The sequence below is a fragment of the Marinomonas algarum genome (genome assembly GCF_020532605.1).
Taxonomy (GTDB): domain Bacteria; phylum Pseudomonadota; class Gammaproteobacteria; order Pseudomonadales; family Marinomonadaceae; genus Marinomonas; species Marinomonas algarum.
Genome location: NZ_JAJATW010000002.1, coordinates 160,554 through 186,834 on the forward strand (window position 1 = coordinate 160,554; position 26,281 = coordinate 186,834).

Annotated in this window: 22 protein-coding genes and 3 tRNA genes; 6 read left to right on the forward strand and 19 right to left on the reverse strand. The window is 45.2% G+C overall.

Features of this window, described 5'->3' with window-relative positions:
• Positions 1–6: 6 nt before the first annotated feature.
• The 6 genes from LG368_RS02515 to LG368_RS02540 all read right to left on the reverse strand — a co-directional run bounded on the left by LG368_RS02515 (position 7) and on the right by LG368_RS02540 (position 7,057).
• Complete coding sequence (locus LG368_RS02515) at positions 7–600, reverse strand: histidine phosphatase family protein (RefSeq protein WP_226753155.1); 594 nt, start codon at positions 598–600, stop codon at positions 7–9.
• Positions 597–1,385: an adenosylcobinamide-GDP ribazoletransferase gene (locus LG368_RS02520; protein ID WP_226753156.1), complete on the reverse strand. Its 789-nt coding sequence runs from the start codon at positions 1,383–1,385 to the stop codon at positions 597–599. Before LG368_RS02520 ends, LG368_RS02515 begins: the two co-directional genes overlap by 4 nt.
• Positions 1,382–2,455, reverse strand: a complete 1,074-nt coding sequence (gene cobT, locus LG368_RS02525; RefSeq protein ID WP_226753157.1) for a nicotinate-nucleotide--dimethylbenzimidazole phosphoribosyltransferase — start codon at positions 2,453–2,455, stop codon at positions 1,382–1,384. The genes LG368_RS02520 and cobT overlap by 4 nt, the downstream gene beginning before the upstream one ends.
• A 29-nt stretch (positions 2,456–2,484) precedes the next feature.
• Positions 2,485–3,246 (reverse strand): 23S rRNA (guanosine(2251)-2'-O)-methyltransferase RlmB, encoded by a 762-nt coding sequence (gene rlmB, locus LG368_RS02530; RefSeq protein ID WP_226753158.1) that lies wholly within the window; start codon positions 3,244–3,246, stop codon positions 2,485–2,487.
• A 57-nt stretch (positions 3,247–3,303) separates the two neighbouring features.
• Entirely contained in the window at positions 3,304–5,913 is a 2,610-nt protein-coding gene (gene rnr / locus LG368_RS02535) for a ribonuclease R (protein ID WP_226753159.1), read from the reverse strand.
• A gap of 340 nt (positions 5,914–6,253) precedes the next feature.
• Positions 6,254–7,057 (reverse strand): pyruvate, water dikinase regulatory protein, encoded by an 804-nt coding sequence (locus LG368_RS02540; RefSeq protein ID WP_226753160.1) that lies wholly within the window; start codon positions 7,055–7,057, stop codon positions 6,254–6,256.
• A gap of 217 nt (positions 7,058–7,274) precedes the next feature.
• Between LG368_RS02540 and ppsA the strand changes: the two genes are divergently transcribed.
• On the forward strand, positions 7,275–9,674 hold the full coding sequence (ppsA, locus tag LG368_RS02545) for a phosphoenolpyruvate synthase (RefSeq protein WP_226753161.1): 2,400 nt from the start codon (positions 7,275–7,277) through the stop codon (positions 9,672–9,674).
• Between the two features lie 180 nt (positions 9,675–9,854).
• Here the strand turns inward: ppsA and LG368_RS02550 are convergent, their stop codons facing one another.
• Positions 9,855–10,466, reverse strand: a complete 612-nt coding sequence (locus LG368_RS02550; protein WP_226753162.1) for a 3'-5' exonuclease — start codon at positions 10,464–10,466, stop codon at positions 9,855–9,857.
• 142 nt (positions 10,467–10,608) lie between these two features.
• Here LG368_RS02550 and trxC point away from each other — a divergent pair, with 142 nt between their 5' ends.
• Entirely contained in the window at positions 10,609–11,058 is a 450-nt protein-coding gene (trxC, locus tag LG368_RS02555; RefSeq protein ID WP_226753163.1) for a thioredoxin TrxC, read from the forward strand.
• Positions 11,059–11,084: 26 nt separating this feature from the next.
• Here trxC and LG368_RS02560 read toward each other — a convergent pair whose 3' ends face one another.
• Positions 11,085–12,287: an MFS transporter gene (locus LG368_RS02560; RefSeq protein WP_226753164.1), complete on the reverse strand. Its 1,203-nt coding sequence runs from the start codon at positions 12,285–12,287 to the stop codon at positions 11,085–11,087.
• A gap of 113 nt (positions 12,288–12,400) precedes the next feature.
• On the opposite strand from LG368_RS02560, the gene LG368_RS02565 reads away from it, so the two are divergent.
• Positions 12,401–13,306 (forward strand): LysR family transcriptional regulator, encoded by a 906-nt coding sequence (locus LG368_RS02565; RefSeq protein ID WP_226753165.1) that lies wholly within the window; start codon positions 12,401–12,403, stop codon positions 13,304–13,306.
• An 80-nt stretch (positions 13,307–13,386) separates the two neighbouring features.
• Here LG368_RS02565 and LG368_RS02570 read toward each other — a convergent pair whose 3' ends face one another.
• The 5 genes from LG368_RS02570 to LG368_RS02595 form a co-directional block, all read right to left on the reverse strand.
• Positions 13,387–14,058 (reverse strand): energy-coupling factor ABC transporter permease, encoded by a 672-nt coding sequence (locus tag LG368_RS02570; protein WP_226753166.1) that lies wholly within the window; start codon positions 14,056–14,058, stop codon positions 13,387–13,389.
• Between the two features lie 213 nt (positions 14,059–14,271).
• Positions 14,272–15,636 carry a molecular chaperone gene (yegD, locus tag LG368_RS02575; RefSeq protein ID WP_226753167.1) on the reverse strand — a complete coding sequence of 455 codons (1,365 nt, stop codon included), beginning with the start codon at positions 15,634–15,636 and terminating at the stop codon, positions 14,272–14,274.
• Between the two features lie 40 nt (positions 15,637–15,676).
• Positions 15,677–16,267, reverse strand: coding sequence for an NnrU family protein (locus LG368_RS02580; protein WP_226753168.1), 591 nt, complete (start codon positions 16,265–16,267; stop codon positions 15,677–15,679).
• Positions 16,268–16,382: 115 nt separating this feature from the next.
• Complete coding sequence (locus LG368_RS15530; protein ID WP_276572990.1) at positions 16,383–17,861, reverse strand: methyl-accepting chemotaxis protein; 1,479 nt, start codon at positions 17,859–17,861, stop codon at positions 16,383–16,385.
• Positions 17,862–17,866: 5 nt separating this feature from the next.
• Entirely contained in the window at positions 17,867–18,382 is a 516-nt protein-coding gene (locus tag LG368_RS02595) for a PAS domain-containing protein (RefSeq protein WP_226753169.1), read from the reverse strand.
• Between the two features lie 291 nt (positions 18,383–18,673).
• Here LG368_RS02595 and nspC point away from each other — a divergent pair, with 291 nt between their 5' ends.
• The 3 genes from nspC to LG368_RS02610 all read left to right on the forward strand — a co-directional run bounded on the left by nspC (position 18,674) and on the right by LG368_RS02610 (position 22,458).
• Positions 18,674–19,771: a carboxynorspermidine decarboxylase gene (gene nspC, locus LG368_RS02600; RefSeq protein ID WP_226753170.1), complete on the forward strand. Its 1,098-nt coding sequence runs from the start codon at positions 18,674–18,676 to the stop codon at positions 19,769–19,771.
• A gap of 47 nt (positions 19,772–19,818) precedes the next feature.
• Positions 19,819–21,057 carry a saccharopine dehydrogenase family protein gene (locus LG368_RS02605; RefSeq protein ID WP_226753171.1) on the forward strand — a complete coding sequence of 413 codons (1,239 nt, stop codon included), beginning with the start codon at positions 19,819–19,821 and terminating at the stop codon, positions 21,055–21,057.
• Positions 21,058–21,252: 195 nt separating this feature from the next.
• Positions 21,253–22,458, forward strand: a complete 1,206-nt coding sequence (locus LG368_RS02610; protein WP_226753172.1) for a hypothetical protein — start codon at positions 21,253–21,255, stop codon at positions 22,456–22,458.
• A gap of 280 nt (positions 22,459–22,738) precedes the next feature.
• Here LG368_RS02610 and LG368_RS02615 read toward each other — a convergent pair.
• From LG368_RS02615 to LG368_RS02640, 6 genes are all read right to left on the reverse strand, one after another.
• Positions 22,739–22,825: transfer RNA gene (locus LG368_RS02615), tRNA-Leu, on the reverse strand.
• 11 nt (positions 22,826–22,836) lie between these two features.
• Positions 22,837–22,910 (reverse strand) — tRNA-Cys (locus LG368_RS02620).
• 22 nt (positions 22,911–22,932) lie between these two features.
• Positions 22,933–23,007: transfer RNA gene (locus LG368_RS02625), tRNA-Gly, on the reverse strand.
• Positions 23,008–23,102: 95 nt separating this feature from the next.
• Entirely contained in the window at positions 23,103–23,663 is a 561-nt protein-coding gene (pgsA, locus tag LG368_RS02630) for a CDP-diacylglycerol--glycerol-3-phosphate 3-phosphatidyltransferase (protein WP_226753173.1), read from the reverse strand.
• A gap of 71 nt (positions 23,664–23,734) precedes the next feature.
• A complete protein-coding gene (uvrC, locus tag LG368_RS02635) occupies positions 23,735–25,558 on the reverse strand; it encodes an excinuclease ABC subunit UvrC (RefSeq protein ID WP_226753174.1) in 1,824 nt (607 codons plus the stop codon).
• A gap of 18 nt (positions 25,559–25,576) precedes the next feature.
• On the reverse strand, positions 25,577–26,218 hold the full coding sequence (locus LG368_RS02640) for a response regulator (RefSeq protein WP_226753175.1): 642 nt from the start codon (positions 26,216–26,218) through the stop codon (positions 25,577–25,579).
• Positions 26,219–26,281: the final 63 nt, after the last annotated feature.

Here is a 26,281-nt window from a genome sequence, read left to right on the forward strand (position 1 = left end):
ATTTTCTTATGAATTCACAGCCCAATCCCCGGCACCCAAACGCTTTAAAGACACAAAATCGCCTTGAATATGCAGCTCAGTAATGCTGTTAAAGCCCACATCAATACGATGACACTGTTCAAGTGGCCACTGACACAAAAGACTCACAAACACCTTAATCACACCGGAATGCGCAACGACCACACCGTTTTCAATCGGCTCATCTTTAACAGACAACCACCAGCGCCAAACTCGATCTGCAACCACCTGTAAAGATTCGCCATTATAGGGTGCAGAATGAACAATGTCGCTAGCCCAAGCATCAATTTCCTGTCGAGGAATGTCTTGCCAACACAGCCCTTCCCAGTCGCCAAAGTCTAACTCTTTTAACGCCTCTACACAGATCGATTGGCCGCCACTGACTCGCTCAGCCAATAAAGCCGCACGCTGTAATGGACTGTGAAAACACACATTATTGGTCTGTGTGAAATCCAATGACAAGTTCCCTTTGATCGCCTCTGCCGCCGTTTCCCAGCCCGCTAACAAAGGTACATCTTGATCACCGTAACATAAGCCCTTTTTTACATCTGGCTTAGGATGACGCAGTAAAAACAACTTCATGAATAAGACACCAGCAAACACAAAATAATGAAGATTTCGCCAACTTGCTCACTGGCACCCAGAGTATCGCCATTGAACCCAGAGAGCTTTCTTTTTAAATACCAGTGCATCAGCAGTACCAACAACAAGGAACAAAGCAAGGTTGCCATAATATCAAACAAATCAAACGCCACCATGCCTACTAATAAGCAAGGCAACAGAGCAATACTCCACTGAGGTAGCGTCAATTTGGTGATCATACTGTTTGCTTTGCTTTTCCCCATGGTGACGTAATCCAATGATGTCATCAGCATCAGTGGAAACATTCTTGCTAACACATGCACCGCACACCAAGCACTGAGTGTGTAAATAAACCCTAGGAATGAATCTGGAATCGCAGTTAATAATTCGCTTAACAATAACCACTTTAATGACAAGGAAAACCAGATTGATAGCGCCGCATAACTGCCTATACGGGAGTCCTTCATGATTGTCAGACGTTGCTCTTGCGTCCAGCCTCCCACTAAACCGTCACAGGCATCCATTAAACCGTCCTCATGAAAACCACCGGTTAATAACACTGCCGTTAGTAACATGAGTAATGCTTGTAAGGAGGTCGAAAAATCAAACCACAACGGCCAAGCGCTCAATAACGCCACAACCATACCAATGCTAGGTAAAAAGCACACAGGAGAAACATGTGGCACAGCGTCTCCCCAGTCTACGTTTAATGGTATTCGCGTGTAGGTTACCAAGCTTCGCTTAAACCCTTGCCAATAAGGCATCATCCACTGAGTGCTTATCAACTTTTATCGCCTTGGGTATCGGTGACACCGGCACTCTCAAAGCTTGCCATGCAATTCAAAAAGACACAGGCACTTTGGATGAGAGGGTACGCTAGAATCGCACCAGAGCCTTCGCCTAAGCGCAAATCTAACGCTAAAATGGCGTCCGCTTTCAGGTGCTTTAACAAACGAGAGTGTGCTTTTTCATGTGATTGATGAGCAAAAATCGCGTATTCAACAACGTTTGGCGACACTTTTTGGGCAAACAGCAGCGCGACCGTACAAATAAAACCATCGACAACAAACGCTGTCTGACGCTGAGCACACTGCAACATAGCACCTGCCATCGCGATAATTTCAAAGCCGCCCACTTGCTCTGCCAAGGTTTGTGCACTCCAGCAGTCCATTGTCTGGCCCGTTTCCTGTTCCGCTCGGGCAATGGATTGCTCAATGATCTTCGCCTTATGGGACACGCCCGAAGCATCTAGCCCTGTGCCACGACCCGCACTGTCTTGTGCACTGATCCCCATCAAAACGGTCATCATACAAGAAGAAACACCGGTGTTGCCTATGCCCATTTCTCCAAACATCAGCAAGTTCACCCCGTCATCCATCGCATCATTGGCTTCCTCTACCCCAGCTTGAATGGCCAGAGCCACTTGTTTGCTGGTCATGGCAGCGTGCTGGCTAAAGTCCTGCGAGCCATAAGCCACTTTGCGGACACCCAGAAGCGGATGAGGCACTAAGTCAGCGTTTACCCCCACATCCACAACACGCAATGGCACCTGATGTTGTTGGCAAAATACACTCACTGCGGCCCCTCCCTGTAAGAAGTTCATCACCATTTGTGGCGTGACTTCTTGAGGAAACAAACTGATACCTTGAGCCACCACGCCATGATCTGCTGCAAACACAATCATCTTAGGTTTAGACACATCAGGGGTCAGTGTCTGCTGAATTTTACCCAAACGAAACGCAATGTGCTCAAGCGCCCCCAGTGAACCCAACGGTTTGGTTTTATGGTCAATTTTTTGTTGCAACGATAGGTCAAGCGTAGAGTTAAGAGACGGAATCGAAAACGATGAAAACACAGTGTTGCTCCTTAACGTGATGTTGTCATTTATGCTTTTACTGCGCGCTGACGAACGACTTCATACAGGCAAACACCGGTCGCAACCGACACATTTAAGCTAGACACCACACCGGCCATCGGCAACTTCACAAGGTAGTCACACTGCTCTCGCGTTAAACGACGCATACCTTGCCCTTCCGCCCCCATCACGATGGCAGTGGGAATGGTAAAGTCTTGATCGTATACCGTCTGGGTGGCTTCGCCTGCTGTTCCAAAGATCCAAACACCCTGATCTTGGAGTTTTTTCATGGTTCGTGCGAGATTGGTCACCGCATAGACAGGGATGCTTTCTGCCGCACCACAGGCCACCTTGCTAACGGTCGCATTTAACGGTGCTGAGTTATCTTTGGGCATGACAACAGCGTGCGCACCAGCGGCATCGGCGCTGCGCAAACACGCTCCTAGATTATGAGGGTCAGTGACACCATCAAGAATAATGATAAGAGGGTTTTCATCCAGTCCAGCCACCAAGGTATGCAAATCAGCCTCGTTGCCAGCCTTGTTCATTTCGGTGTAAGCCACCACACCTTGGTGAACAACACGGTCTTTGTTCTTGGTAAAAAGCTGATCAAGGTCTCGACGTGGCACAACAGAGCAACGCACTTTGTGACTTTTGCATAATTGCTGCAAACGCTGCGTTTTCTTGTCATCACGACCTTCTTGAAAACGCACTTCTTTAATGCGCTCAGGTTGTTGGTTTAACGCATTTTCCACGGCATGTATGCCGTATATCCATTCTAAATCTGACATTGTTTACTCTGTTGAATGGGGACACAAGTCCCCTTTTTTATTGGGCACTAACGCGGATCACTCTTTGGCTTTCGACTTTGCGTTGGATTTTTTGGGCTTTTTCGGTTTCTTAGGCTTCTTCGTCACCGGTGCTGACTTGCCACTGGCGTTGGCCGCTGACGCGGTTTTCTTTTGACGAATGCGCTTCCCTTTTGATACCGGTGAACGACGCTTTTTCTTCGCTTTGCCATCCGATTCTTTAGCAGATGTGGCGTCTTTGTCTTTTTTCTTATCCTTGCTCTTGCTTGCATCGTCCACTGTTTTTGCTGTCGATGACTTTTTCGCCGACTTTGGCTTTGAACGTCCGCCCAACTCCATAGGCGGCAACTGCGCTAATTGCATATCCAGCTCGGTTTGATCATCGCGTTGTACTCTTTTACGAGACGGTCGAGTACTGCTGTCGTCAATGCTCAAATCAATTTTACGCTGTTCCAAATTCACACTGGCAACACGCACTTTTAACCTATCCCCCATACGGAAGACCTTACCGGTGCGCTCACCAACAATGGCTTGATGCTCAATGTCATGGACGAAATAGTCTTGCCCTAGACCAGAAATATGCACCAAACCATCAACAAACAGCCCCTGCAATTCAACAAACAAACCAAACGGTGTAACCGCGGTCACAATGCCTTCAAACGCATCGCCTAAATGCTGCTCAACGTATTGGCACTTGAGCCAAGACTCCACATCACGTGTCGCTTCGTCAGCACGGCGTTCCGTCAGCGAACAAGAATCACCAAACTCATCCATATTGGCGTGATCGTAGCCGTAAATTTTACGCTGTTTTAACTCAGGACTCCCCGCAACGCGATGTGCTTGGCGTATCGCTGGGCGATTTTCGCCACGAATCAGGTAACGAATAGCGCGGTGTACCAACAAATCAGGATAGCGACGAATCGGCGACGTAAAATGAGTATAAGCTTCGTAGTTCAAGCCAAAATGCCCTAGATTGTCAGCTTGATAGACCGCCTGTGACATAGAACGCAACATCATGGTTTGAATACTGCGTGCGTCACCACGATCCTTGATCGCTTCGGACAAAGCCGCATAATCCGCTGGCGTGGGTTTGCTGCCCCCAGTAAGCTCTAAGCCGAGCAGCCCTAGGTAGGTACGCAACGTCAGCAATCTGTCATCTTTTGGCCCTTCATGCACTCGGAACAAAGCGGGTAAATCCGCCTTAATAAGCAACTCTGCCGTGGCGACGTTCGCACACAACATGCATTCTTCGATTAACTTATGGGCATCGTTTCGCTCAACCGGCACAATGTGTTCAATTTTAGAGTGTTCATCAAACACCATGCGGGTCTCAATCGTGTCAAACTCCATCGCACCACGCGCATCACGAGCGCCTTTTAACACCTGATACAAACCGCTTAAATCATCAATATGAGACACAATAGAAGCATAACGCTCGCGCAATTCTAGACCTTGCTCCTCAGGTTCTGTCGCCATCATTTTTGCCACTTTTGAGTAAGTCAAACGCGCATGGGAACGAATCAAGCCCTCGTAGAATTTAAAACCGCGCATTTTACCGCGTGAAGTGAGAGAGATTTCTGCCACCATGGCCAAACGGTCAACATCTGGGTTCAACGAACACAATCCATTCGACAACACTTCTGGCAACATGGGAATCACCTTGCCAGGGAAGTAGACGGAGTTACCGCGCACAATAGCTTCTTCATCTAGCGCACTGCCTTTTTTGACGTAATGCGACACGTCAGCAATAGCAACAAACAACTTCCAGCCACCCGGTGTCTTTTCGCAATACACAGCATCGTCAAAGTCACGGGCATCTTCACCGTCTATGGTAACAAACGGCGTATCACGTAAATCAACACGATGCGCTTTGTCTTCTTCCGCAACGTCTGTACCAAACTGCTTGATTTGTTTTTCAACCGCAGCAGGCCATTCATGGGGAATGTCAAAACGGTGCATTGCCACATCGATTTCCACACCCGGTGCCATAAAGTCACCCAGTACTTTTTTCACTAGACCTTGAGCAGGCTTGCCACGTTCAGCATAAGAAACAATTTCTGCCAGTACATATTGACCATGGGAAGGCGTTAAACCCGAGTCGGTGGTGATCAAAATATCTTGGGCAATACGAGGGTTCTCTGGCGTAACAAACGCGACTCGACTTTCTTCGTAGTATCGACCCACCAGCTGACTGTGCTTGCGTTCAATCACCTCAACCACGACACCGTCTAATCGTCCTTTTACACTACGACCCGACAGGCGCGCTTTGATTTTGTCACCATCCATGACATTCTGCATTTGACGCGCTGACAAAAAGATATCGTCATCGTTTGGACGCAACAAAAAGCCATGTCCTTCTTTGTTTCCCTGAACATAACCTTCTATTAAGTCACTTTCTAACAGCGGTGAGTATTCATCTTGCTGATTGCTGACCATCTGGCTATCGCGGCACATAGCGATAAGGCGACGGCGCAATGCTTCTATTTCATCTTCACCGGTTAGTGAAAAGGCTGCACACAGGTCAAGATGACCCATGCTTTTATTTTGTGTGGCAAGGTACTCTAAAATGAACTCACGACTTGGCACAGGGTTATCGTACTTAGACGCTTCTCGTTGCTGGTGTGGATCGTTAACTTTTTTATTACTCAATGTGTGTTTATCCTTGGTTTTTTCAATAAGACGCCCTTTTAAAAATAGACATATGAACATCCCACTATTTGGAGCGTTGTAAATTACTTATCATTATAGAGCATAATCAGGCAATACTCTGCAAATTCACTCTGCTGTCAGCATTATCTACACAGTTACACAAGCCATTGATTTGGTAATTACACAACAAAGCCCCTTTATATGATGGTATTTATGACATTTTCTATCTTCTTGGTAATAAAGATTTGACCTAAGTAAAATATTTTCATTCCTTTTTTGTCTAAATTTCATGCAAAAAGCACGAACATATCGAATAATTCGATTGGTCAAGGTGTTTGCTTTATTGTCGATGACGCACCAAATTCATCTCCGCCATCACTTTGGTGGAAATTTCTTCCACAGACAATTTTGTCGAATTTAGAAACGGGATACGTTCCTGACGATAAAGAGACTCGACCTCATCCACTTCGTATCGGCACTGACGAGAAGAAGCGTATTTGCTCGCTGCCATACGCCCTGTACGGATTTCATGCAGTCGCTGTGCGTCAATGGTAAGTCCATAAAGTTTTTTCTTATGCTCTTTCAACACCCTAGGCAAACCAGGGGCAGAAAAGTCATCTTCGGTAATCGGGTAGTTGGCCGCTTTGATGCCATACTGCATCGCCAAATATAAGCTTGTTGGTGTTTTTCCTGAGCGCGACACCCCTAACAAAATGATATCGGCCTCTGCAAAATTCTTTACGGATGCCCCGTCATCATTGGCTAATGCGTAGTTCACGGCATCCATACGACCATCATAAACCCCTTCTTTCATGCCGTGGGCTTTCTGTGCAGTGGGCTGTGCTTTAACACCTAAAGCTTGCTCGATCGGTGATAACAAATCCCCAAACAAGTTGTAGCAATGACAATCGCATGACTCGATGATATTGCGAATATTTGCGTCCGAAATGGTGTAAAACACCATGAGCCCAGTTGTGTTTTTCATCTCTTCATTGATCTGATGTTTCAGACCTTCGGCTTGATCCTTAGTGGCTAAAAAAGGCACACTCTTGGTCTCCACCGCCACATCAAAAAACGACAACATAGCCGACCCAAACACCTCCGCCGTGATCGCGGTTCCATCGGAAACAAAATACACTTTCATTTAATTTAACCTTATTTTGTTGTTATCTAACGACATTTGTTTTTTCGATTGAAATAAAACTACATCGAATAATCAATTTTATTCATGGTAATAACCCTACATACAATGAACGCACATCAAGCGCTTTGACAAGTGTTAGATGACTGAATACCTGACTAAGTACAACAAACTGTAAAACGATTTTTGCTATTCATTTATATAAAAACTGGAGTCTCTTGTGAGCAAGTTTATAAAGTGGTTTAAAGATCTTCATATGGAAGATGTCGGTGAAGTAGGCGGTAAAAACGCTTCTTTAGGTGAAATGATTTCCAACCTGACAGACCTTGGCATTCAAGTGCCAAACGGTTTCGCGACCACTTCTTATGCATATCAAAGTTTTATCACCGAAAGTGGTTTGGATGAAAAAATCCATCAGACATTAGATGCATTAGATGTAGACGATGTGCAAGCACTGGCTCAAGTGGGTGTACAAATTCGCCAATGGATTGAAGAAGCCTCTTTTTCGGCCGAATTTGACCAAGAAATCGAAGCCGCTTTTGCGGTGTTGTGCGAAGACAATGCAGACGATACGTCCTTTGCCGTTCGCTCTTCTGCCACGGCAGAAGATTTGCCTGATGCGTCGTTTGCGGGACAACAAGAAACCTACCTTAACGTAAAAGGGTTGGCGGATATCAAAGCGTCAATTAAACGCGTCTTTGCCTCTTTGTTTAATGATCGTGCGATCTCTTACCGTGTTCACCAAGGTTTCGAACATCAAGGCGTGTCTTTGTCCGCTGGTATTCAAAAAATGGTACGCAGTGACATTGGCGCTTCCGGTGTCTTATTCACTCTAGACACAGAGTCTGGCTTTGACGAAGTCGTCTTTATTACTGCTGCATACGGTCTTGGCGAAATGGTGGTACAAGGTACTGTCAACCCAGACGAATACTACGTTCACAAACCCACATTGGCCGCAGAGCGTCCAGCGGTTGTGCGTAAAAGCCTAGGCAGCAAGGCTCAAAAAATGGAATACGCAGAAGTCGGCAGCGATGACGAGTTTGTTAAAATTGTCCCTGTTACTTTAGACGACCAAAATCGTTTTGCATTGACCAACGACGAAATCGAAGACTTGGCACGTCAAGCTTGCATCATTGAAAAACATTACCAACGCCCAATGGACATCGAGTGGGCAAAAGATGGTGTTGATGGCAAACTCTACATCGTTCAGGCGCGCCCAGAAACCGTCCGTAGCCAAGCTAACGCGCAAAGCATGGAACGTTACAGCTTAAAAGGCACTTCTTCTGTTCTTATGACAGGTCGTGCGATCGGTCACAAAATCGGGACAGGCGAAGTCAAAGTCTTGTCTTCTATCGCAGACATGGATCGCATTCAGCCGGGCGACATCTTGGTCACTGATATTACTGACCCAGATTGGGAACCCATCATGAAACGTGCCTCAGCGATTGTAACCAATCGTGGTGGACGTACCTGTCACGCAGCGATCATCGCACGTGAACTGGGTATTCCTGCGGTAGTAGGTTGTGGTGACGCAACGGACGTGTTGAAAGATGGACAAGTAGTCACTGTTTCTTGTGCTCAAGGTGACATGGGCTTTGTCTATGAAGGCGCCCTATCTTTTGACATCATCACTTCGGAAGTTGGCAACATGCCAGAAATTCCGGTGAAGATCATGATGAACGTGGGTAATCCAAACCGTGCTTTCGATTTCGCGATGCTACCTAATGCCGGTATCGGCTTAGCGCGTTTAGAATTCATCATCAACCGCATGATCGGCATTCACCCTAAGGCCCTGCTTAACTACGCTGAAATGACGCCAGCCCTACAAGAAGAGATCAATCATCGTATTGCCGGTTACAACAGCCCAGTTGAGTTCTATGTTGATAAATTAGTCGAAGGGGTTGCCACACTCGCCTGCTCTTTTTCACAAAAGCCGGTTATCGTGCGTTTGTCTGACTTTAAGTCCAACGAATACCACAACCTTGTGGGCGGACCTTTATTTGAACCAGATGAAGAAAACCCAATGCTGGGCTTCCGTGGTGCTGCACGCTACATAGACGATTCTTTCCGTGATTGCTTCGCGATGGAGTGTGAGGCCATCCGCCGTGTACGTAATGAAATGGGCTTAACCAATGTTCAGATCATGATCCCATTTGTACGTACCCTAGAAGAGGCGCAACAAGTCACTGAGCTGTTAGCAGAGCAAGGTTTAGCACGTGGTGAGAACGGTCTAAAAGTCATCATGATGTGTGAACTCCCTTCTAATGCTTTATTAGCCGATGAGTTCTTAGAATACTTCGATGGCTTCTCTATCGGTTCTAATGATTTAACTCAGTTAACTCTTGGCTTAGACCGTGATTCTGGACTGATTGCCGACAAGTTTGATGAGCGTAATGCCGCTGTCAAAAAACTGCTTAAAATGGCGATCACGGCGTGTCGTGAAAAAGGCAAGTACGTGGGCATTTGTGGCCAAGGCCCTTCTGACCATGCAGACTTTGCTGATTGGCTTGTGGCACAGGGCATTGAAAGCATGTCGCTTAACCCAGACACCGTGGTTGAAACTTGGATTCACTTAGACGAAGTATTGAAAAATGCGGCGTCAGACAGCCAAGCGATATAAACGGATTGATCTCCATGGCCAATGCTATTCGACACGGATGCCATTGGCCGACTGCCTGCATTTTAATAAAGCATTGGTGATGTTTTATTAAATCAGAATGCTGTGTTTGCACAGCATGTGACCTTATCGAGTGTCACTCTCTAGTTTGATAGCCCCGCTCAGGCGGGGCTTTTTTTATGCCTATTTCTTATTGCTAGGCATGTCCAATAAGCCTTGTCGCGATAGGGTTAACGCAATATTGATTGCTGAATGTGCGTCGTTTGCCGCATACAGTATCTGATTTTCACGTAATGGATAAGCTCCCCAATTGGACTTTTGAGCACCTTTCCCCAATCGTTGTTGCAATACCATCGCCACCGCTGCACGAGCACCAATGGCGTTTTTCTCTCCAGCTAATGCCTTTAATGCCATAGACAGATCCAACGTATTGCAGATAGTGATATTAAGTTTGCCACGCAATTCACGATTGTCGTCTTTTAAACCAAACCCTACCTTCTTGATGTCCGTTCTTGCTAAAAGCTCAGCAGCGGCCTTAAGCGCTGCCGGAAAACGAGTAGGAAATAAAAATGCCGTCCGCTCTGTGGCTAACTGGATCAACGAGGGGCCAGGGCTGACCTCGCCTTTACGAAAGATTGGTTTACTTTCTGTGTCGTATCCTAGGCAGGATTCATGTTGTAAAACCTGCAAAGCATGCGCAGCGTCTGAATCGGTTTCAACAAGATGGATGTCTGTTAGGTTAAGCCCCTCATACAGGGGTAACTCTGTGATCTGTTCTTTTGTCGGGCGTTGCATAAAGTAGTATGTCCACAAACAAGGGAAGCGGTTAAAGCAAAAGAGAAAATCATTGCACTTGAATTAAAACATGAAAAGCCCAATATTGAGAACTTAGACGCGTTGCGAATAACGCATTTCATAGGATGTATCGAGGCTTAACATGACCACAAACTCCCCAGTACAAATCGTTTGTCCACACTGTGTTACCAAAAATCGTTTGCCTCAAGCTAAACTGGGTGACAAACCGATTTGCGGAAAATGTGGTAAAACACTCTTAACCACTCAGCCCGTTATTGGCAGCGATCAGCATTTTCAGCGCTTTATTGCGAACAGCGATCTGCCTGTTGTGGTGGATTTTTGGGCACCTTGGTGTGGTCCTTGCAAACAGTTTGCGCCAACTTTTGAAGCAACAGCCGCTGATATGGCCACACAAGCCTGCTTTATGAAACTTAACACCGAGCAAAACCAAGCAACCGCTGGTGGTTACCATATTCGCTCCATTCCGACTCTGATGATCTTTCACAAGGGCAAAGAAGTGACTCGACTTTCCGGCGCCTTATCACAACCTCAGTTTAAGCAATGGTTAACGCAACATCTCCCTAAACAATAAAAGCAGCGCTTGCTTGTAGGCCGTTACTAGCCGAGCTTCTCGACCATAGCAGAACGACGGTGATCTTTTATTAAGCTCAACTCAGCGAGGATGACCAAACCAAGAATCAACCAAGACCCCATGATGACACCGGTCCAACCATTCATTTGCCAGAATGGGTCCAAATAGAACCCTCCCAAACTGGCGCCTAGGTAGTAAAACACCAGATACAAGGACGAGGCGCTGGCTTTTGAGTGTTTTGCATTACGACTGACAAAACCACTGGTTGTGGAATGGCACAGGAAAAAGCCAAAGCTGTTAATCAATAAGCCCGCAATAATCGCCCACAGGGAGTTCCCTAAGGTCACACACGAGCCAACAATAAAAATACTGGTGCCCAGCACCATGATGTAAGGCTGACTTAAACGCTTCGCTAATTTACCGGATATTGCCGACCCCAGCGTCCCAGACAAATACGTCAGAAACAGTAAGCCCACATATTTTGCTGTCAAATTATAAGGTGCCCCTTCAATAACAAACGTAACGTAACTGTACTGGTTGATAAAAATAAAAAAGCTAAAGCCGCCGATAAAATAACTGATCACCAGACGACGATTTTGCAAATGGCTTTTCATATTGGACACAATATGCCCCACCCGTAGGGGTTTCGGCTCAAAGTGCTGAGATTTTGGCAGAAGAAAGAAGAACGCTAATAAACAGACAAAGCTAATTGCACTCATCACCCCAAACGCAGCCGAAAAGCCAAGCCACTCACCCACAAAACCACCGATTAAGCGACCACCAATGCCGCCTAAGGTATTGCCGCTGATATACAATCCCACCGCCACCAGCAACGCCTCCGGCGTGTACTCATCGCCTAAATACGCCACAGCAATCGCCGGCAACCCCGCAAGAAAAAAGCCCTGTAAACCGCGCAACGCCAACAAGGTTTCATAGTTGTGCACCAAAGACAAACACAAGGTCGTTAACGTAATTCCCACCATGGTCATCACCATGATGCCTTTTCGCCCTAACGCATCAGAGATCGGCCCATAGAACAGCAAAGAAATTCCCAGCGTCAACGTCGTAATCGTAAAACTACCGCTGGCCTGCAGAGGTGTAATATCAAACTCATTGGCAATCATCGGCAACAGAGGTTGCGTAATATACACATTGGCAAAAATCATAAAAGAACCAATCACTAACGCTAAGGTTCCTCGCCAAAAAACGGAACTGCCTACTTCAATCACGCACTCTCTCCACCGGAACAAGTCCATCTCAAGTTAAAACAACTGCGCCACTATACGCCCCACCAATTTATCAATAAAATATATCTACCTTATCAAAACCATAAGATTAACTGATGGACATTAAACCACTTCGCTACTTGATCGCCATTGCCAAAACCGAAAGCTTTACCAAGGCCGCCCAACAATTAGGCGTTGCACAACCAGCGGTGAGCATGGCAATAAAAAAACTCGAGAAGGACCTAGGCTTAACGCTGATTCACCGAGCGGACCGTAATATCGGCTTAACCGATGAAGGAAAAAAGCTTTTAATACACGCTGAAAAGATTATTCAAGCCACCGATGAGGCCTTGCTTGAAATGCGTGAGCTCAAAGGACTAAACCAAGGGGAAGTCAGAGTGGGCATTCCAAGCATGTTAGGCTCTTATTATTTTCCACCCATTCTAATGGCCTTTCGTCATCGCTATCCAACGTTAACGCTCAAGGTCATTGAGGGAGGCACCTGGCAGCTGCAGAAAATGCTTGAAAATGGAGAACTGGATCTTAGTGTCATCGTCGCTGAAACCTTACCTGAGAGCCTAGAAACCCGAGCCTTATTAAGGGAAGAGATGTTGGTCACGATTGCCACAGACCACCCCTTTGCTCAACTCGAACGCGTCTCTCCTGATGCTTTTTTTGACGAAGAACTGGTGATGTTCAAAGAGGGCTTTTTCCACCGCCGTATCGTCGATAAATTAGCGAAAGCCTGTAAGCGAACACCCAAAATTGGCTTTGAAACGAATCTTATTCCATTAATTAAATCCATCACCCAACAAGGCTTTGGAGTATCGACACTGCTTGCCATGGTGGTTGAAGAACGAGATCAATTGCTAACGCGCTCATTTGACCCACCAATTTGGCTAGATTTAGGCATCGCTTGGCGCAAAGACAGTTACCTTTCCCAAGCCAACCGGACCTTTTTGGATTTCGTCAGTGAACACGGTCGCAGTGAGGGCATTGGCTTCTCCTCTGTTGCTCTGTAAACACAAAAAAATACCCATAGACCATTTGGCCTATGGGTACTTCTTACGTGTATTTATCAGATAAGCTTAATCACCTTCTCTTAATGGAAAAGGCGTGTCTCTAGCAAAACAGAACCTTTAAATCTGTGCAGACTTTTGGCTCCAGCCAATACAGCAAGGTCCAGCAATGGCTCAAGCAAAACAACACTCAAATAGGCAATACCAAAAGTCGCCACAGAGGTGAGGTTTTCTGCGCCAAAACCCTGTCCATAAAAAGCCCAAAAAGCCACCCAAGCAACAATCCCACCTTGATACGTCAACGAAAGTTGTAACGCTTGCTTATAGGTGATGTCGACATAAGCCGTATTGGCCGCGATTGTACGACGCGCGACCGCTGACATCGCAAATAACGGCAATAATAGCGTCGTTACGTTCATACCGTATTGCGGCAAGTCAAATTGCGCAAACAGTACGCCTTGCGCCAGTAAGCCTAATATTAACCCCATGGAAGCGGCCGCTGCACCAAAAATCAAGAACAAGGTTGACCCTAAAATCAAGTGTACTTCAGACACCCCCACAGCTTGATGAGGTAATACTTCAAAAAAAGCAAACACCAGCAAGGTCGTTAAAACACTGCGCCCCATTAAAGACAAAAGGCCGTCTTTCTTAATCATGTCGATGGACGCTTTGGCAGAAAAGCCAAAAGCGGCCAATGCCGTCGCGTAACTCAACACAATTTTTGCTCCGTCTACAACGCCTGGTTCAATATGCACAATGTATCTCCAAAGTAACGACCATACTTTCTCGTATGAGTCAGATTAAAACGCTTTTATGACAACCACGGTTGTTTCATAAAAGATCCAATAAACAGATAACACAAACATTATTTAGTACTATTCATTAAACCAGTACTATTCATTAAACGTGCCATTTTATTAGGGTGTTTGCCTAATACCATTCAACAAAAGACACTTGGTAAAACATCGTTATTTAAAAAGACGCTCAGACCACACCGTCAATCCTGCTGCGACGCTCCCAAAATGATCGCCGTCTAAAACGGGAATATCCCCAATACGTTGCTGTATTGCCGCTCGAATAACCGGAGATTTTGCCGATCCGCCGGTCATATAGATTAGATCCGGTTGCTCGCCCGCCTGTTCGATCGCCAATGACATGAGGTTAAGCATTTTTTCTAAAGGCGAAGCAATCGACACTGACAATGCGTCACGATGAATATCCGCTCCTAATGCGGCTTCAATGTATGCCAAATCAACACGATGGGTGTGTGTCTCTGACAGAGCAATCTTCGCCTCCTCCGCGCTGCGAACGATATGGTAATTGTGCTTTTCCTCACGCATGCGCAAAAACCGATCAATCAAGGTCGGCTCGGCTGCATCAAGACGCATCTGACCAATATGGTTTTTGGTTTCAAGACTGTTAAACGTTGCAATGGCCGACACATCATTGGTTGTAATCGCGTTCCAATACATTTGGGTCGGCATGGGAAGGCCTGTCTTCAATAAAGAATCCATACCAAATAATGGCATCAAATGCTTACCTGCAATTTGAATATCTAAATCGTTCCCCCCTACGCGTTCACCCGTATGCGCTAAAAAGTCCGCGCCACGGTCGTCTTTACTCACGTAGTCAGGCCCCATTCGCACCATGGCGCAATCGGTTGTTCCCCCGCCAATATCCACCACCAGTACAGTTTTGTTATCGACCATCTTAGTTTCAAAATCCAAGCCGGCCGCAATAGGCTCATACAGAAACTCGATTTCTTTAAAACCTGCTCGCTTACCCGCTGTGGTTAATATGTCTAAGGCTTGACGATTACTCGCATCCGCGTCTAACCCTTGAAAGTTAACGGGTCGACCAATCACCGTATGGGTAATCTCAGCACCTAAACTGTGCTCCGCACGTTTTTTGATGTTTTGCATCATTAAGGTAACGATGTCTTCAAAGAAGTGAATATGCTCAGCTCGTAGTCCTGTTCCCCCTAAAAAAGACTTAGGCGATTTAACAAAATAGCCCTCTTCAGGCCATTGAAAGTATTCTTCAAACGCAGCGCGACCAAAGAAAACGGTCTGATCTTCATCCGCAATGTCTTCTTCATAGCGAGCACGTTTAGCCCGTGTCAGCGCGTTTTGACGTAATTGCGCAAAATTCTGACGAGCCTCCAAACCTGTCACGCCTCGACCGACGGCTTCCGTAATCAAGTCACGGTTTAACGCATACAAAGTCGATGGCAAAAAGGCATGCTCACCCTCAAGCGCAACCAAGCACACCTTAGAATCTTGTACCGTCCCTAGCGCACAGTTCGATGTGCCGTAATCAAATCCACAAATCATCTTGTTTACCTAACAACCCAATTCTAAAAAACCGCACATTCTACGATACAAAAACAGGCACACCAATTAACGCCTGATGAAGATGGAAAACAATCATAATCCAGGACACCAGCGCGAACACCATGGCAACAAGATTGGGGCGTAAGCTCGACAAGGTGGACGTTTTATACACCACACCCGCTTTACGATCACGACGACGATAAACAGCAAAGCCAACAACCGCCCACACTAAGAAACTACCAAAAAGAATGACATCGGCCAGCGTGCCGTTGCTCAGTAAGTGCGCTAGCGTCCACACTTTTACTGAGATTAAGAAGGGATACCCCATTTTATTTTTCATGGTGCTGTTTTCAATAAAAGCCGAACCGGCAAAGAAAAGCGCCACCAACATTAACAGGGCCGATAAATGACGCGTCCACATAGGTGGAAACCACAACCAGGTTGGGGCGAAGCGTAACTGAGAATAGCCGATGATAATAAAGCCCGTGGCAATTAAAGTGATCATGCCAAAACGCAATTTCCATCGCAGCGATCCCTCTCGATGCATGGCTTTTTCGCGCCACTCCGGTGCAAACATGCGAATCGAATGCACACCAAAAAATATTACCAAACCAATTACTAACACTAACATACGAACAGATTCCTTAACGTTTACAGCTTTTTTTACAGGGGAAATTATGATTTACACACACAAAAATAGCCAACACAGTGACTGTATTGGCTATTTTTTTATTACTATTAAGAAATTACAATGAGTGCTTATCAGTCACCATATTGGTAATGCACGACATCACGCCTTTACTGGCGTCTTCCGCATCACGAACATGTTCTACCAACTCATCCAACACAACGTCATCATTCATCCAGCCACCTTTGACCAGCGTCATCGCAGATTGTATGCGTGTATGTACCCGTGCGTGGTAAGATTCTAGCTCACGGTAACCCGACGTGTGTTCAAAGGCGTCTCTTCCCATCCCTTCGTAATACCACTTCCCTAGTCGGCAATTAAAATGGTCCACTTGTGTCGCCTCAGCTTCTGGACCTTCACCGTAACACTCAAGACCTATGTAGCCATTTTGCATGTAAATAACGTGATCAAGCTGCACAAGAGACGCGAACGCTCGGTCTTTTGTCTGTGTCATAAGCGTAATAGTTGATTGAGAAGCCGTCGCAACGTCATCAAAATTATCATGGAACGTATCAATTTCACTGCCAATTTGTTTTGTTTGCTGACTGACCGCCAAGGTCTGTTGCACCATGGTATCAATTTGTGTTCTCAAGCCTGTTATCACATCACTGATCTCTTCTGTGGAAGATCGAGTGCGCGTCGCCAAATTTCGTACCTCATCCGCTACAACCGCAAAGCCTCGACCCACTTCGCCCGCCCTTGCCGCTTCGATAGCAGCATTTAAAGCCAGCAGATTGGTCTGCTCAGCAATATCACTGATTAGCTTAATCGTATCAGCAATCTTATGACTCTGTTCTTCCAACTCATGGGCACTGATTTCTACGCTGGCCATACGCTCATTGACATCACCAACGGAGTCGCGCAAGCCAGAGACCGTTTCACTGCCTTTTTGTGCGCCATCGCGGCTTTTTGATGCAATATTCAAAACGTCGTCCATTTTCGAGGACAACAAACTCAAGTCAGACTGGCTGTTTTTCAGATTAAGCAGCAAATTGGATGTGTTTAAGGTGTGTAGTCTGCCTAATAATTTATTTTGTCGAGCAAAGTTATCCGCGTCTTCCATGCCTTTAATCGCCACATTGACGTTCTGCATCATAACGCCAAACTCACCCGGCATACCATCGGTCAATACTTTGCGGTAAAAATGTCGCTGACTCGTTGCGTAAAAGCTGTTGGAAAGCTCTTTAAAGCTACTTTCAACAATGTCTAAAAAATCATTAAGCGCCCAAGCGACTTCACCGACCTCACCCAAGCCTTTGGTGTTAGTCACGCGAATATGGGTGTTACCACGTTTGGCCTCGGCCAAGGTTTCTTTAATCGTATTGAGCGCAATAACCGGCTTACGGTGATCATTCCAAGCGATCAAGGCAAAAACACCTACTAATATTGGAAACACAATATCAGAGTAACTAAAGCCAAACTGCCAAAGGTTAACAAGGCTGATTATCACGGAAAAAGCGAAAAACACGATACAAGTAATGGCGTATTTTTGCTGCATAAAAGGGATGTGTTTACTGATATGCCTGTACTTTGTCATTATTTTTACTGCCTAAAACTTTGATAATGATTAAGGATAAATGCGTCATAGCTCATTCCCGCGGTTTCTTGGCAGTGGTCATTCAACCATTGCCAACTTTTTTCTGGCGCATTGGTTTTATTACTGCTGGCTTCTATCTCTCTCATTTTGGCGTAAAGCTCTGTAATCGTCGCCAATGATTTTGGAGGGGCAACACGTCTAACCGAATAATAGCCTATCTTTTGTTCGCCAATCTGATCGGGAGTCACGTTTGCAAACACCCAATAATAGTTGCCATCTGAGGTGCTGTTTTTAATAAAACCGAAAAATTCATTCCCTGACTGGAGTGCTTTCCACATACCATAAAAAACGCCCCTAGGCATATCTTGGTGGCGTATCATATTGTGTGGTTGGTTTAACAAGGCACTCTCAGGAAAATTACAAATTCGCATAAATGCACGATTTGAATAGGTAATTTTTCCTTTAAGATCTGTTTTACTGATGATCAGTTCTTCAGGTAAAAAAGTAATTTCTTTTGACATACATACTACCGAATCAGAGAAAATTTCTATAATAATAGCACTTTATAACGCTGATATTATTTTTTATAGACATAAGACAACAAATCTTGTGATCATCACATATTAAGAAACATCCGCTCTTTTGAGGAATGATACTGATTGCACAAGATGTTCACTACGATTGACTGTAACATCGCAAGGTACAGAGTGAAAAGTACAGTAAAAACATCATTAAAATACTTCTGTTTACGCTAGAAAAAGCCCTGTCGTTTGCTCTAGAATACGTCGCTTTGACCCCTTAGACAGGTTGCCATGATTAAGACACCTTACTACCTTATCGACAAAGCAGCTCTTCTCAAAAATTTAGAGAAAATCGCTTACGTTCGCCAACAATCTGGCGCAAAATCGTTGCTCGCTTTGAAGTGCTTCGCCACTTGGTCTGTTTTCGATTTAATGCAAGACTACATGGACGGCACCACCTCCTCCTCTCTATACGAAGTTAAACTTGGGAAGACTCGGTTTCAAGGGGAAACCCACGCCTACAGTGTCGCTTACGCCGACGATGAAATCGCTGAAGTTCTCGCTCACTCTGATAAAGTGATTTTTAACTCCATTGGTCAACTTGACCGCTTCAAAGAAGTGAGTCAAGACAAAACACGTGGCTTACGAGTTAACCCTCAGGTGAGTACCTCTGAATTTTTAATCGCCGATCCGGCACGTCCATTTAGCCGTTTGGGGGAATGGGATCCAGAAAAAATTGCGACCGTCATAGAGGATATTTCAGGCTTTATGTTCCACAACAATTGTGAGAACGAAGACTTTGCACGCTTTGATGAAATGCTTACGCTTATTGAAACACGCTTTGGTCACCTCATTAAAAAGGTAAAGTGGGTCAGTTTAGGCGGTGGCATTCACTTTACTGGTGACGACTATCCACTGGATTTGTTTTGCCAGCGCTTAAAAGCCTTTGCCGAAAAATACGACATTCAGGTTTATCTTGAACCAGGCGAAGCCAGCATTACCAAAAGCACCACGCTGGAAGTGACGGTGCTAGACACATTATTTAACGGCAAAAACCTCGCCGTTGTCGACAGTTCTATCGAAGCGCACATGCTGGACTTATTAATCTATCGTGAAAATGCGAAAATGGCGCCTTGCGATGGCGAAAACGAATACATGATCTGTGGGAAGTCTTGCTTAGCAGGCGATATCTTTGGTGAATTTAAATTTGATGCGCCTTTGCAAGTGGGCGATCGTTTGTCTTTCCAAGACGCTGCAGGGTACACCATGGTGAAAAAGAACTGGTTTAATGGTGTAAAAATGCCATCTATTGCCATTCGCCAACTGGACGGCCAAATCGAGCTTGTTAGAGAGTTTGATTACAGGGATTTCGAACAAAACTTGTCTTAATCACAACAAAGACAAAGCAACCTTTTTATTTTGGAGATCGCGTTACTATGAAAAAAAATGTCCTTATTATCGGTGGCGGAGGCGTGGCACGTGTTGTGGCACACAAATGCGCCCAACACAATGACACACTGGGCAATATCGCAATTGCTTCGCGCAGCGTTACGAAATGCGACGATATTGTAGCCAGTGTCCTCGACAAAGGCAGTTTAAAGATAGAGGGCCGCATTCAAGCATTCGCCCTTGATGCTCTTGACGTGCCAGCTACGGTTAAGCTGATCCAAGACACAGAATCACAAATCGTCATCAATGTGGGTTCCGCTTTTATTAACATGTCTGTCTTAGAAGCCTGTATCGAAACAGGTGCCGCTTATTTAGACACAGCGATCCACGAAGACCCAACAAAAATTTGTGAAACACCCCCTTGGTACGCCAACTACGAATGGAAGCGCCGTGATTTATGCAAAGACAATGGCATCACCGCAATTCTCGGGGTAGGTTTTGATCCAGGTGTCGTAAACGCCTATGCCGCCCTTGCTTACAACGATTATTTTGACAGTGTCAGCGACATCGATATTATTGATATTAATGCTGGCAGTCATGGCAAATATTTTGCTACGAACTTTGACCCAGAGATCAACTTCCGCGAATTTACCGGACGTGTGTACTCTTGGCAAAACCGCGCTTGGCAAGAAAACAAAATGTTTGAAATCAGCCGTACTGACGACCTCCCAGTAGTCGGCACGCAAACGGCTTATATGACGGGCCACGATGAAGTGCACTCTATTTCACAGAATCTAGACGTGCCAAATGTACGTTTCTGGATGGGCTTTGGCGAACACTACATCAATGTTTTTACGGTTCTGAAAAGCCTAGGTTTGCTTTCTGAGCAACCAGTAAAAACGGCGGAAGGTTTAGACGTTGTGCCTCTTAAAGTGGTTAAAGCGGTGCTTCCTGATCCGTCTTCTTTGGCACCCGATTACACCGGCAAAACTTGCATCGGTGATGTTGTGAAAGGCTTGAAAGACGGTAAAGAAAAAGAAGTCTTTATCTACAATGTCGCAGACCACAAAGACGCTTACAACGAAGTGGGTAGCCAAGGTATTTCCTACACCGCAGGCGTTCCACCGGTTGCCGCCGCTATTCTAGTGGCGAACGGCACGTGGGATGCAAAAGAAATGCGCAATGTCGAACAACTTGATCCAAAACCTTTCTTAGGTTTATTGAACGACATGGGCTTACCGACCCGCATTAAAGACGAAAACGGTGATCGCCCTTTTACTCTGTAAAAGCAGTTTTGTAGCAGTATTATTTCAATAATACTGCCCGCTCAACACCTCATAACCTCGCGCCGCGGGGTTATTTTTTATCGATTAAATGTACTGACACATCTGCCTTATTAGCTTACATATTTTACGCTATCCCTTTACAATGCAAAGATCATGTATATTTTGTGTTGAAATCATTCATTAAGGATCATCATTATGAAAAGGGAACTCAGGCTCGCTTCATTACTTACTGCCACGACACTTGTCTTATCAGGTTGTGCTTCTAATCCAGATTCAGTCTCCAGTCTTGCTTCCGATGCGGAGCAATCTAGTACTATTAGCCAAGTCAGTATCTTAAAGAAAACAATAGATGATGCTGATAAAGCACTTAAAAAAGGCAAACAGGAAGAATTAAGCTGGTTCGCAGAAAAAGACATAGATGAAGCAAGCGAGGCACTGAATACAGCAAAACAATACTATGCCAAATTTGAAATAGACCCAGCTGAGGCAAACAGTAAAACGGGTTTTTTTAGCTCACAAACAAACATAGAGGCTGCTGAGGAAGCGATCCTAGAGTTTAAAACGTATTTCTCTCATGCAGAAAAAGTGAAGGCTACATCGCTATCTGTCCTTGCCGAAGCCTTTGATTATAGAGAACAGCTGGTTAAAATCGACGCCAAACAATATTTCCCTAATACGGTAGAAGAGTTAGATAAATCGTTAAAACAACTTGTTGACCAAATCGCTGGCGATAAAATAGATAATGCCATCAGCGAGCAACCAAATTTGGTAAAAAGCCAACGTTTACTTGAAGTAAAGACCGTCTCTACCATTTACCTCACAGATGCTAAAAATGAGTTTGATAGACTCAGAAAAACAGACATTGCACAATTTGCACCGAACGCTCTATCTCAGGTGTCAGCAGCGTTAAACAGCACAACCGCTTTTATTTCAACAGATCCTCGTAACATTGCAGCCATTGAGAAAAAAGCGGACGAGACAATGTTCTTAGTGAAACGTGCGGAACAAATCACTTTGGCGGTAAAAAAACTTAAAGCTTTGCCTGAAAAAGACTATGAGAATTATATTGTTACTCATGAAAAGATTTTACTGAATATCAGTGAAGCGTTAGGCGCAGAAGATCGTCGTGATATTGCTCTAGAAGAACAAGGTGCACTGATTGTTAACTTCATTGAATCTAGCATGCGTGCAAGTAAATTGGCCTCTCAAGAGAAAAAAGAACTGACTGATGCGCTAGACAATCAGACCGCCTACAGTGAGTTACTAGAGGCAAAAATACGAGAATTGACTGAGACGAATATACAGAAGCTAACAAAAAGTAGCTCAATTGACGAAGCGCCAGCCGAAACTTCCGAAAAGACAACTGATGCGAACGACATATCAGCCACTACAGAAGAATAGTCAAAACTAGACCCTTAAACTCCTTTCACTGCTTGCCTCCAGTTCATTATTGAATCTGGAGGTAAGCTTAATAAGCCTTAGACACCAATCGGTTTTCTATTACCTGAATGAACCACTTATATCTTATAAAATATTCGCAGGTACAAATTGCGGTGCAGCTTCTGTGCAAAATTTCGGAAAAGATAGAATTTTGAAGAATTAAAAAGAAACGCTGAAAGCTAGTATTGGCGGGGGATAGAGCAAGATAGGAAAATTTAGGCGAAAAAAAAGGCACCATAAATGGTGCCCGGGACCGGAATCGAACCGGTACGCTCGTTAAAGCGCAAGATTTTAAGTCTTGTGTGTCTACCAATTTCACCACCCGGGCATATCTGATTTTGGAGGCCGGAGTCGGAATCGAACCGGCGTTAACGGAGTTGCAGTCCGCTGCATGACCACTCTGCCATCCGGCCTTCTATCAGATTGTCTTTTGATTGGAGCGGGAAACGAGGCTCGAACTCGCGACCCCAACCTTGGCAAGGTTGTGCTCTACCACTGAGCTATTCCCGCGTCTCAAAAGACGTGGCCTATTCTATGTATTTGAGCCTTCACGTCAAGGAAAAAATTCAAATTAATTCATAACTTAGGCATTTTTTTTGATCCGTTTATTTTTTGTTCGATTCTTTGGCCATCAACTCGGGCCACGCAGCTTTTAAATAAATATACATCGACCAAAGCGTCAACAATGCGGCAGCGATCAATACTGCCTCCCCAAGATGCGATTGAAAGCTACCTGGGTGAGAGCCCAATAAAATGAAGATGGCAATCATCTGCATTGTGGTTTTTAGCTTACCAATGTATGACACCGCTACACTGGCACGTTTCCCCATTTCTGCCATCCACTCTCGCAACGCAGAAATAACAATCTCACGACCAACAATAACGGCACTGGCCAACGTTAACAGAGGATTCGAATAACTCGCCACCAGCAGCACTAAAGCAATCGAAACCATAAGCTTATCAGCGACAGGATCAAAAAAAGCACCAAACGCCGTTGCCTGATTAAGCTTTCTTGCTAGGTAACCATCCAACCAGTCAGTGATTGCGGCTAACGCAAAAATAATGGCACACGCATGATAACGGCCTTCCCATGGCAAATAATAAATAGTGACCAAAACGGGAATCATAAAGATCCGTACGGAAGTCAAGATATTCGGTATGTTCATTTTATTCCTAGTAAGAGTACTGAGTGCCAAACATAAAACAAGCTTAACGCTTATACGTTAACTTTTGTAAACTAATTTTTGTGCAGATGAAGGTAAATCTCTTCTGCCTTCTTTGTGCTGATACCTTTGACCTTGGAAATATCTTGCTGGCTCGCCGACAACAACTCCTGATAACCCCCAAACGCCATCAGCAACTCTTTGCGTCGAGTAGGTCCAATACCTGGAATACCTTCTAAAGCAGAGTGTCGACGTTTTTTGTCTCTTCTACGACGATGACTCTTCACCGCAAACCGGTGGGCTTCATCGCGTATATGCTGAATAAGATGCAACGCCGAGGAGTCTGGTGGCAAGACGACCTCCTCCTCTTTCGAACCAATATACAGTGTTTCAAGACCAGGTTTGCGCGTATCCCCTTTCGCCACGCCAAGTAGGAATATATCGACCAAACCCAGTTCTTTTAATACCGTTTCTGCTTGCGTAAGCTGTCCCTTACCACCGTCAATAAGCAACACATCAGGCGCCGCCAGCTCACCACTTTTCACACGCTTATAACGACGAGTAAGCGCCTGCTTCATTGCTCCGTAATCATCGCCAGGCTCGACACCTTCTATATTAAAGGAACGATAGCGCTTTTTATCTGGACCGTCTGGCCCAAATACAACACAAGACGCTACCGTTGCCTCACCACTGGAATGACTGATGTCAAAACACTCCATATGCGAAGGCGGCGCTTTAAAGCCCAACAGTTTTTGCAATGCGGTAATGCGGCTAAAATGGTTACGTTTGTCGTTTAATCTTGCCTGTAAACCTTGTTCAGCGTTGAGTTTCGCCAAATCAAGCCATCGAGCACGCTGACCACGCACATTGTGAACCACTTCAATTTTTTTCTGCGTGGTTTGAAAAATGCCTTCTATCAGCGCTTCACTGTCTTCCAATTCGTGACTTAAAATAATCGTCTTAGGCAATTCTTGACTGCCTCCTAAATAAAACTGCGCGATAAAAGAAGAAAGCAATTCGCCTTCCGTGATTTCAATCGGCATTTTAGGGTAATGGCTTTTACTACCAACGACTTTACCTTTTCGCACCATCATCACGTGCACACACAAGCCACCAGGCTGTATAAGAGAGGCGATCACATCTGCCTCCCCTGTTTGCCCATAAACATCTTGCTGTTCTTGAATATGGTTGAGCTGAATCACTTGATCTCGTAACGCAGCCGCACGCTCAAATTCCATCTCGACTGCCGCCGCGCTCATCTGTGCGGTAATTTCTGCTGTTAGTTCTTGATCTTTGCCCTGTAGGAACATTTTTGCGTGACGCACATCGGATGCGTACTCTTCATTACTGATCAAGCCAACACAAGGTCCCGAACAACGCTTGATCTGATATTGCAAACAAGGTCGAGAACGATTGGCATAGGTACTGTCTTCGCACTGCCTAACTTTAAAGACTTTTTGCATGGTGATTAGACTATCTTTAACCGCTGGGCCGCTCGGAAATGGCCCAAACAAGGTGCCTTTATTGTGCTTTTTGCCACGACGAAATAACAAAGCAGGATGAGTATGATCAGACAATAGAATATAAGGATAAGATTTGTCGTCACGTAACAGAATATTATAAGGAGGCCGATGCTGCTTAATCAGTGTTTGCTCTAGCAACAACGCTTCCGTATCACTTTTGGTAACGGCAATTTCTATGCTGTGGATACGGCTGACCAACGCCATGGTTTTTGTCGTTAACCCTGTTGCGCGAAAATAACTGGCGACACGGTTTTTTAAATTTTTTGCCTTACCAACATAGAGCAACTCCCCTAACTTATCGTACATTCGATAAACGCCAGGACGAGTCGTTAAATTGCTGACAAAATGCTTAGGATCAAATTCTAAAGGACTCAAATCAACCTCGAGTGTCATCTAACCCATACCAAGCACACGATAGCGTATGGCCAGTCGAATCAACTCCACATCACTGTCTATGTTTAATTTAGAAAAAATACGAGAACGAAAGGTGCTCACCGTTTTAGGACTCACTTTCAGACTGACGGCAATCTCACTGGATTTTTTACCATCAACAATCATTTGCGCCACTTGTAACTCACGATCAGACAGCTGACTTAACGGCGAGCCTTCCCCATCAATCGTGAATTTTGACAGAGCAATCTTTTGTGCCACCGATTGTGAAATATAATGTTGCCCCTTGGCAACCGTATCAATCGCTTCAACCAGCTCTGACGTATTCGTGCCTTTGGTCAAATACCCCGAAGCCCCCACTTCTAAAAGCTTTACAGGGTATAAATCGTCCTCTAACGCCGACAAAGCAATCACCTTGATTCGTGGCAAAAGTCGTTTGATTTCTTTGGTGGCACCCAAGCCCCCCATGCCCGGCATGTGAACGTCCATTAGAACGATATCGGGCAACAAGGCTTTCGACTGCGCAATAGCGTCTTCACCACTGTGCACCACACCGACGACGTCAACGCCTTTGACATCTTGCAGCACTCGACTAATACCATGGCTGACCACATCATGGTCATCAACAATCAGTACTTTTAACATAATCGCCTCACCAAGCTCTCTCACACGCCCTGTCAACGCTAACAATTGCCTGGCAGGCCAATT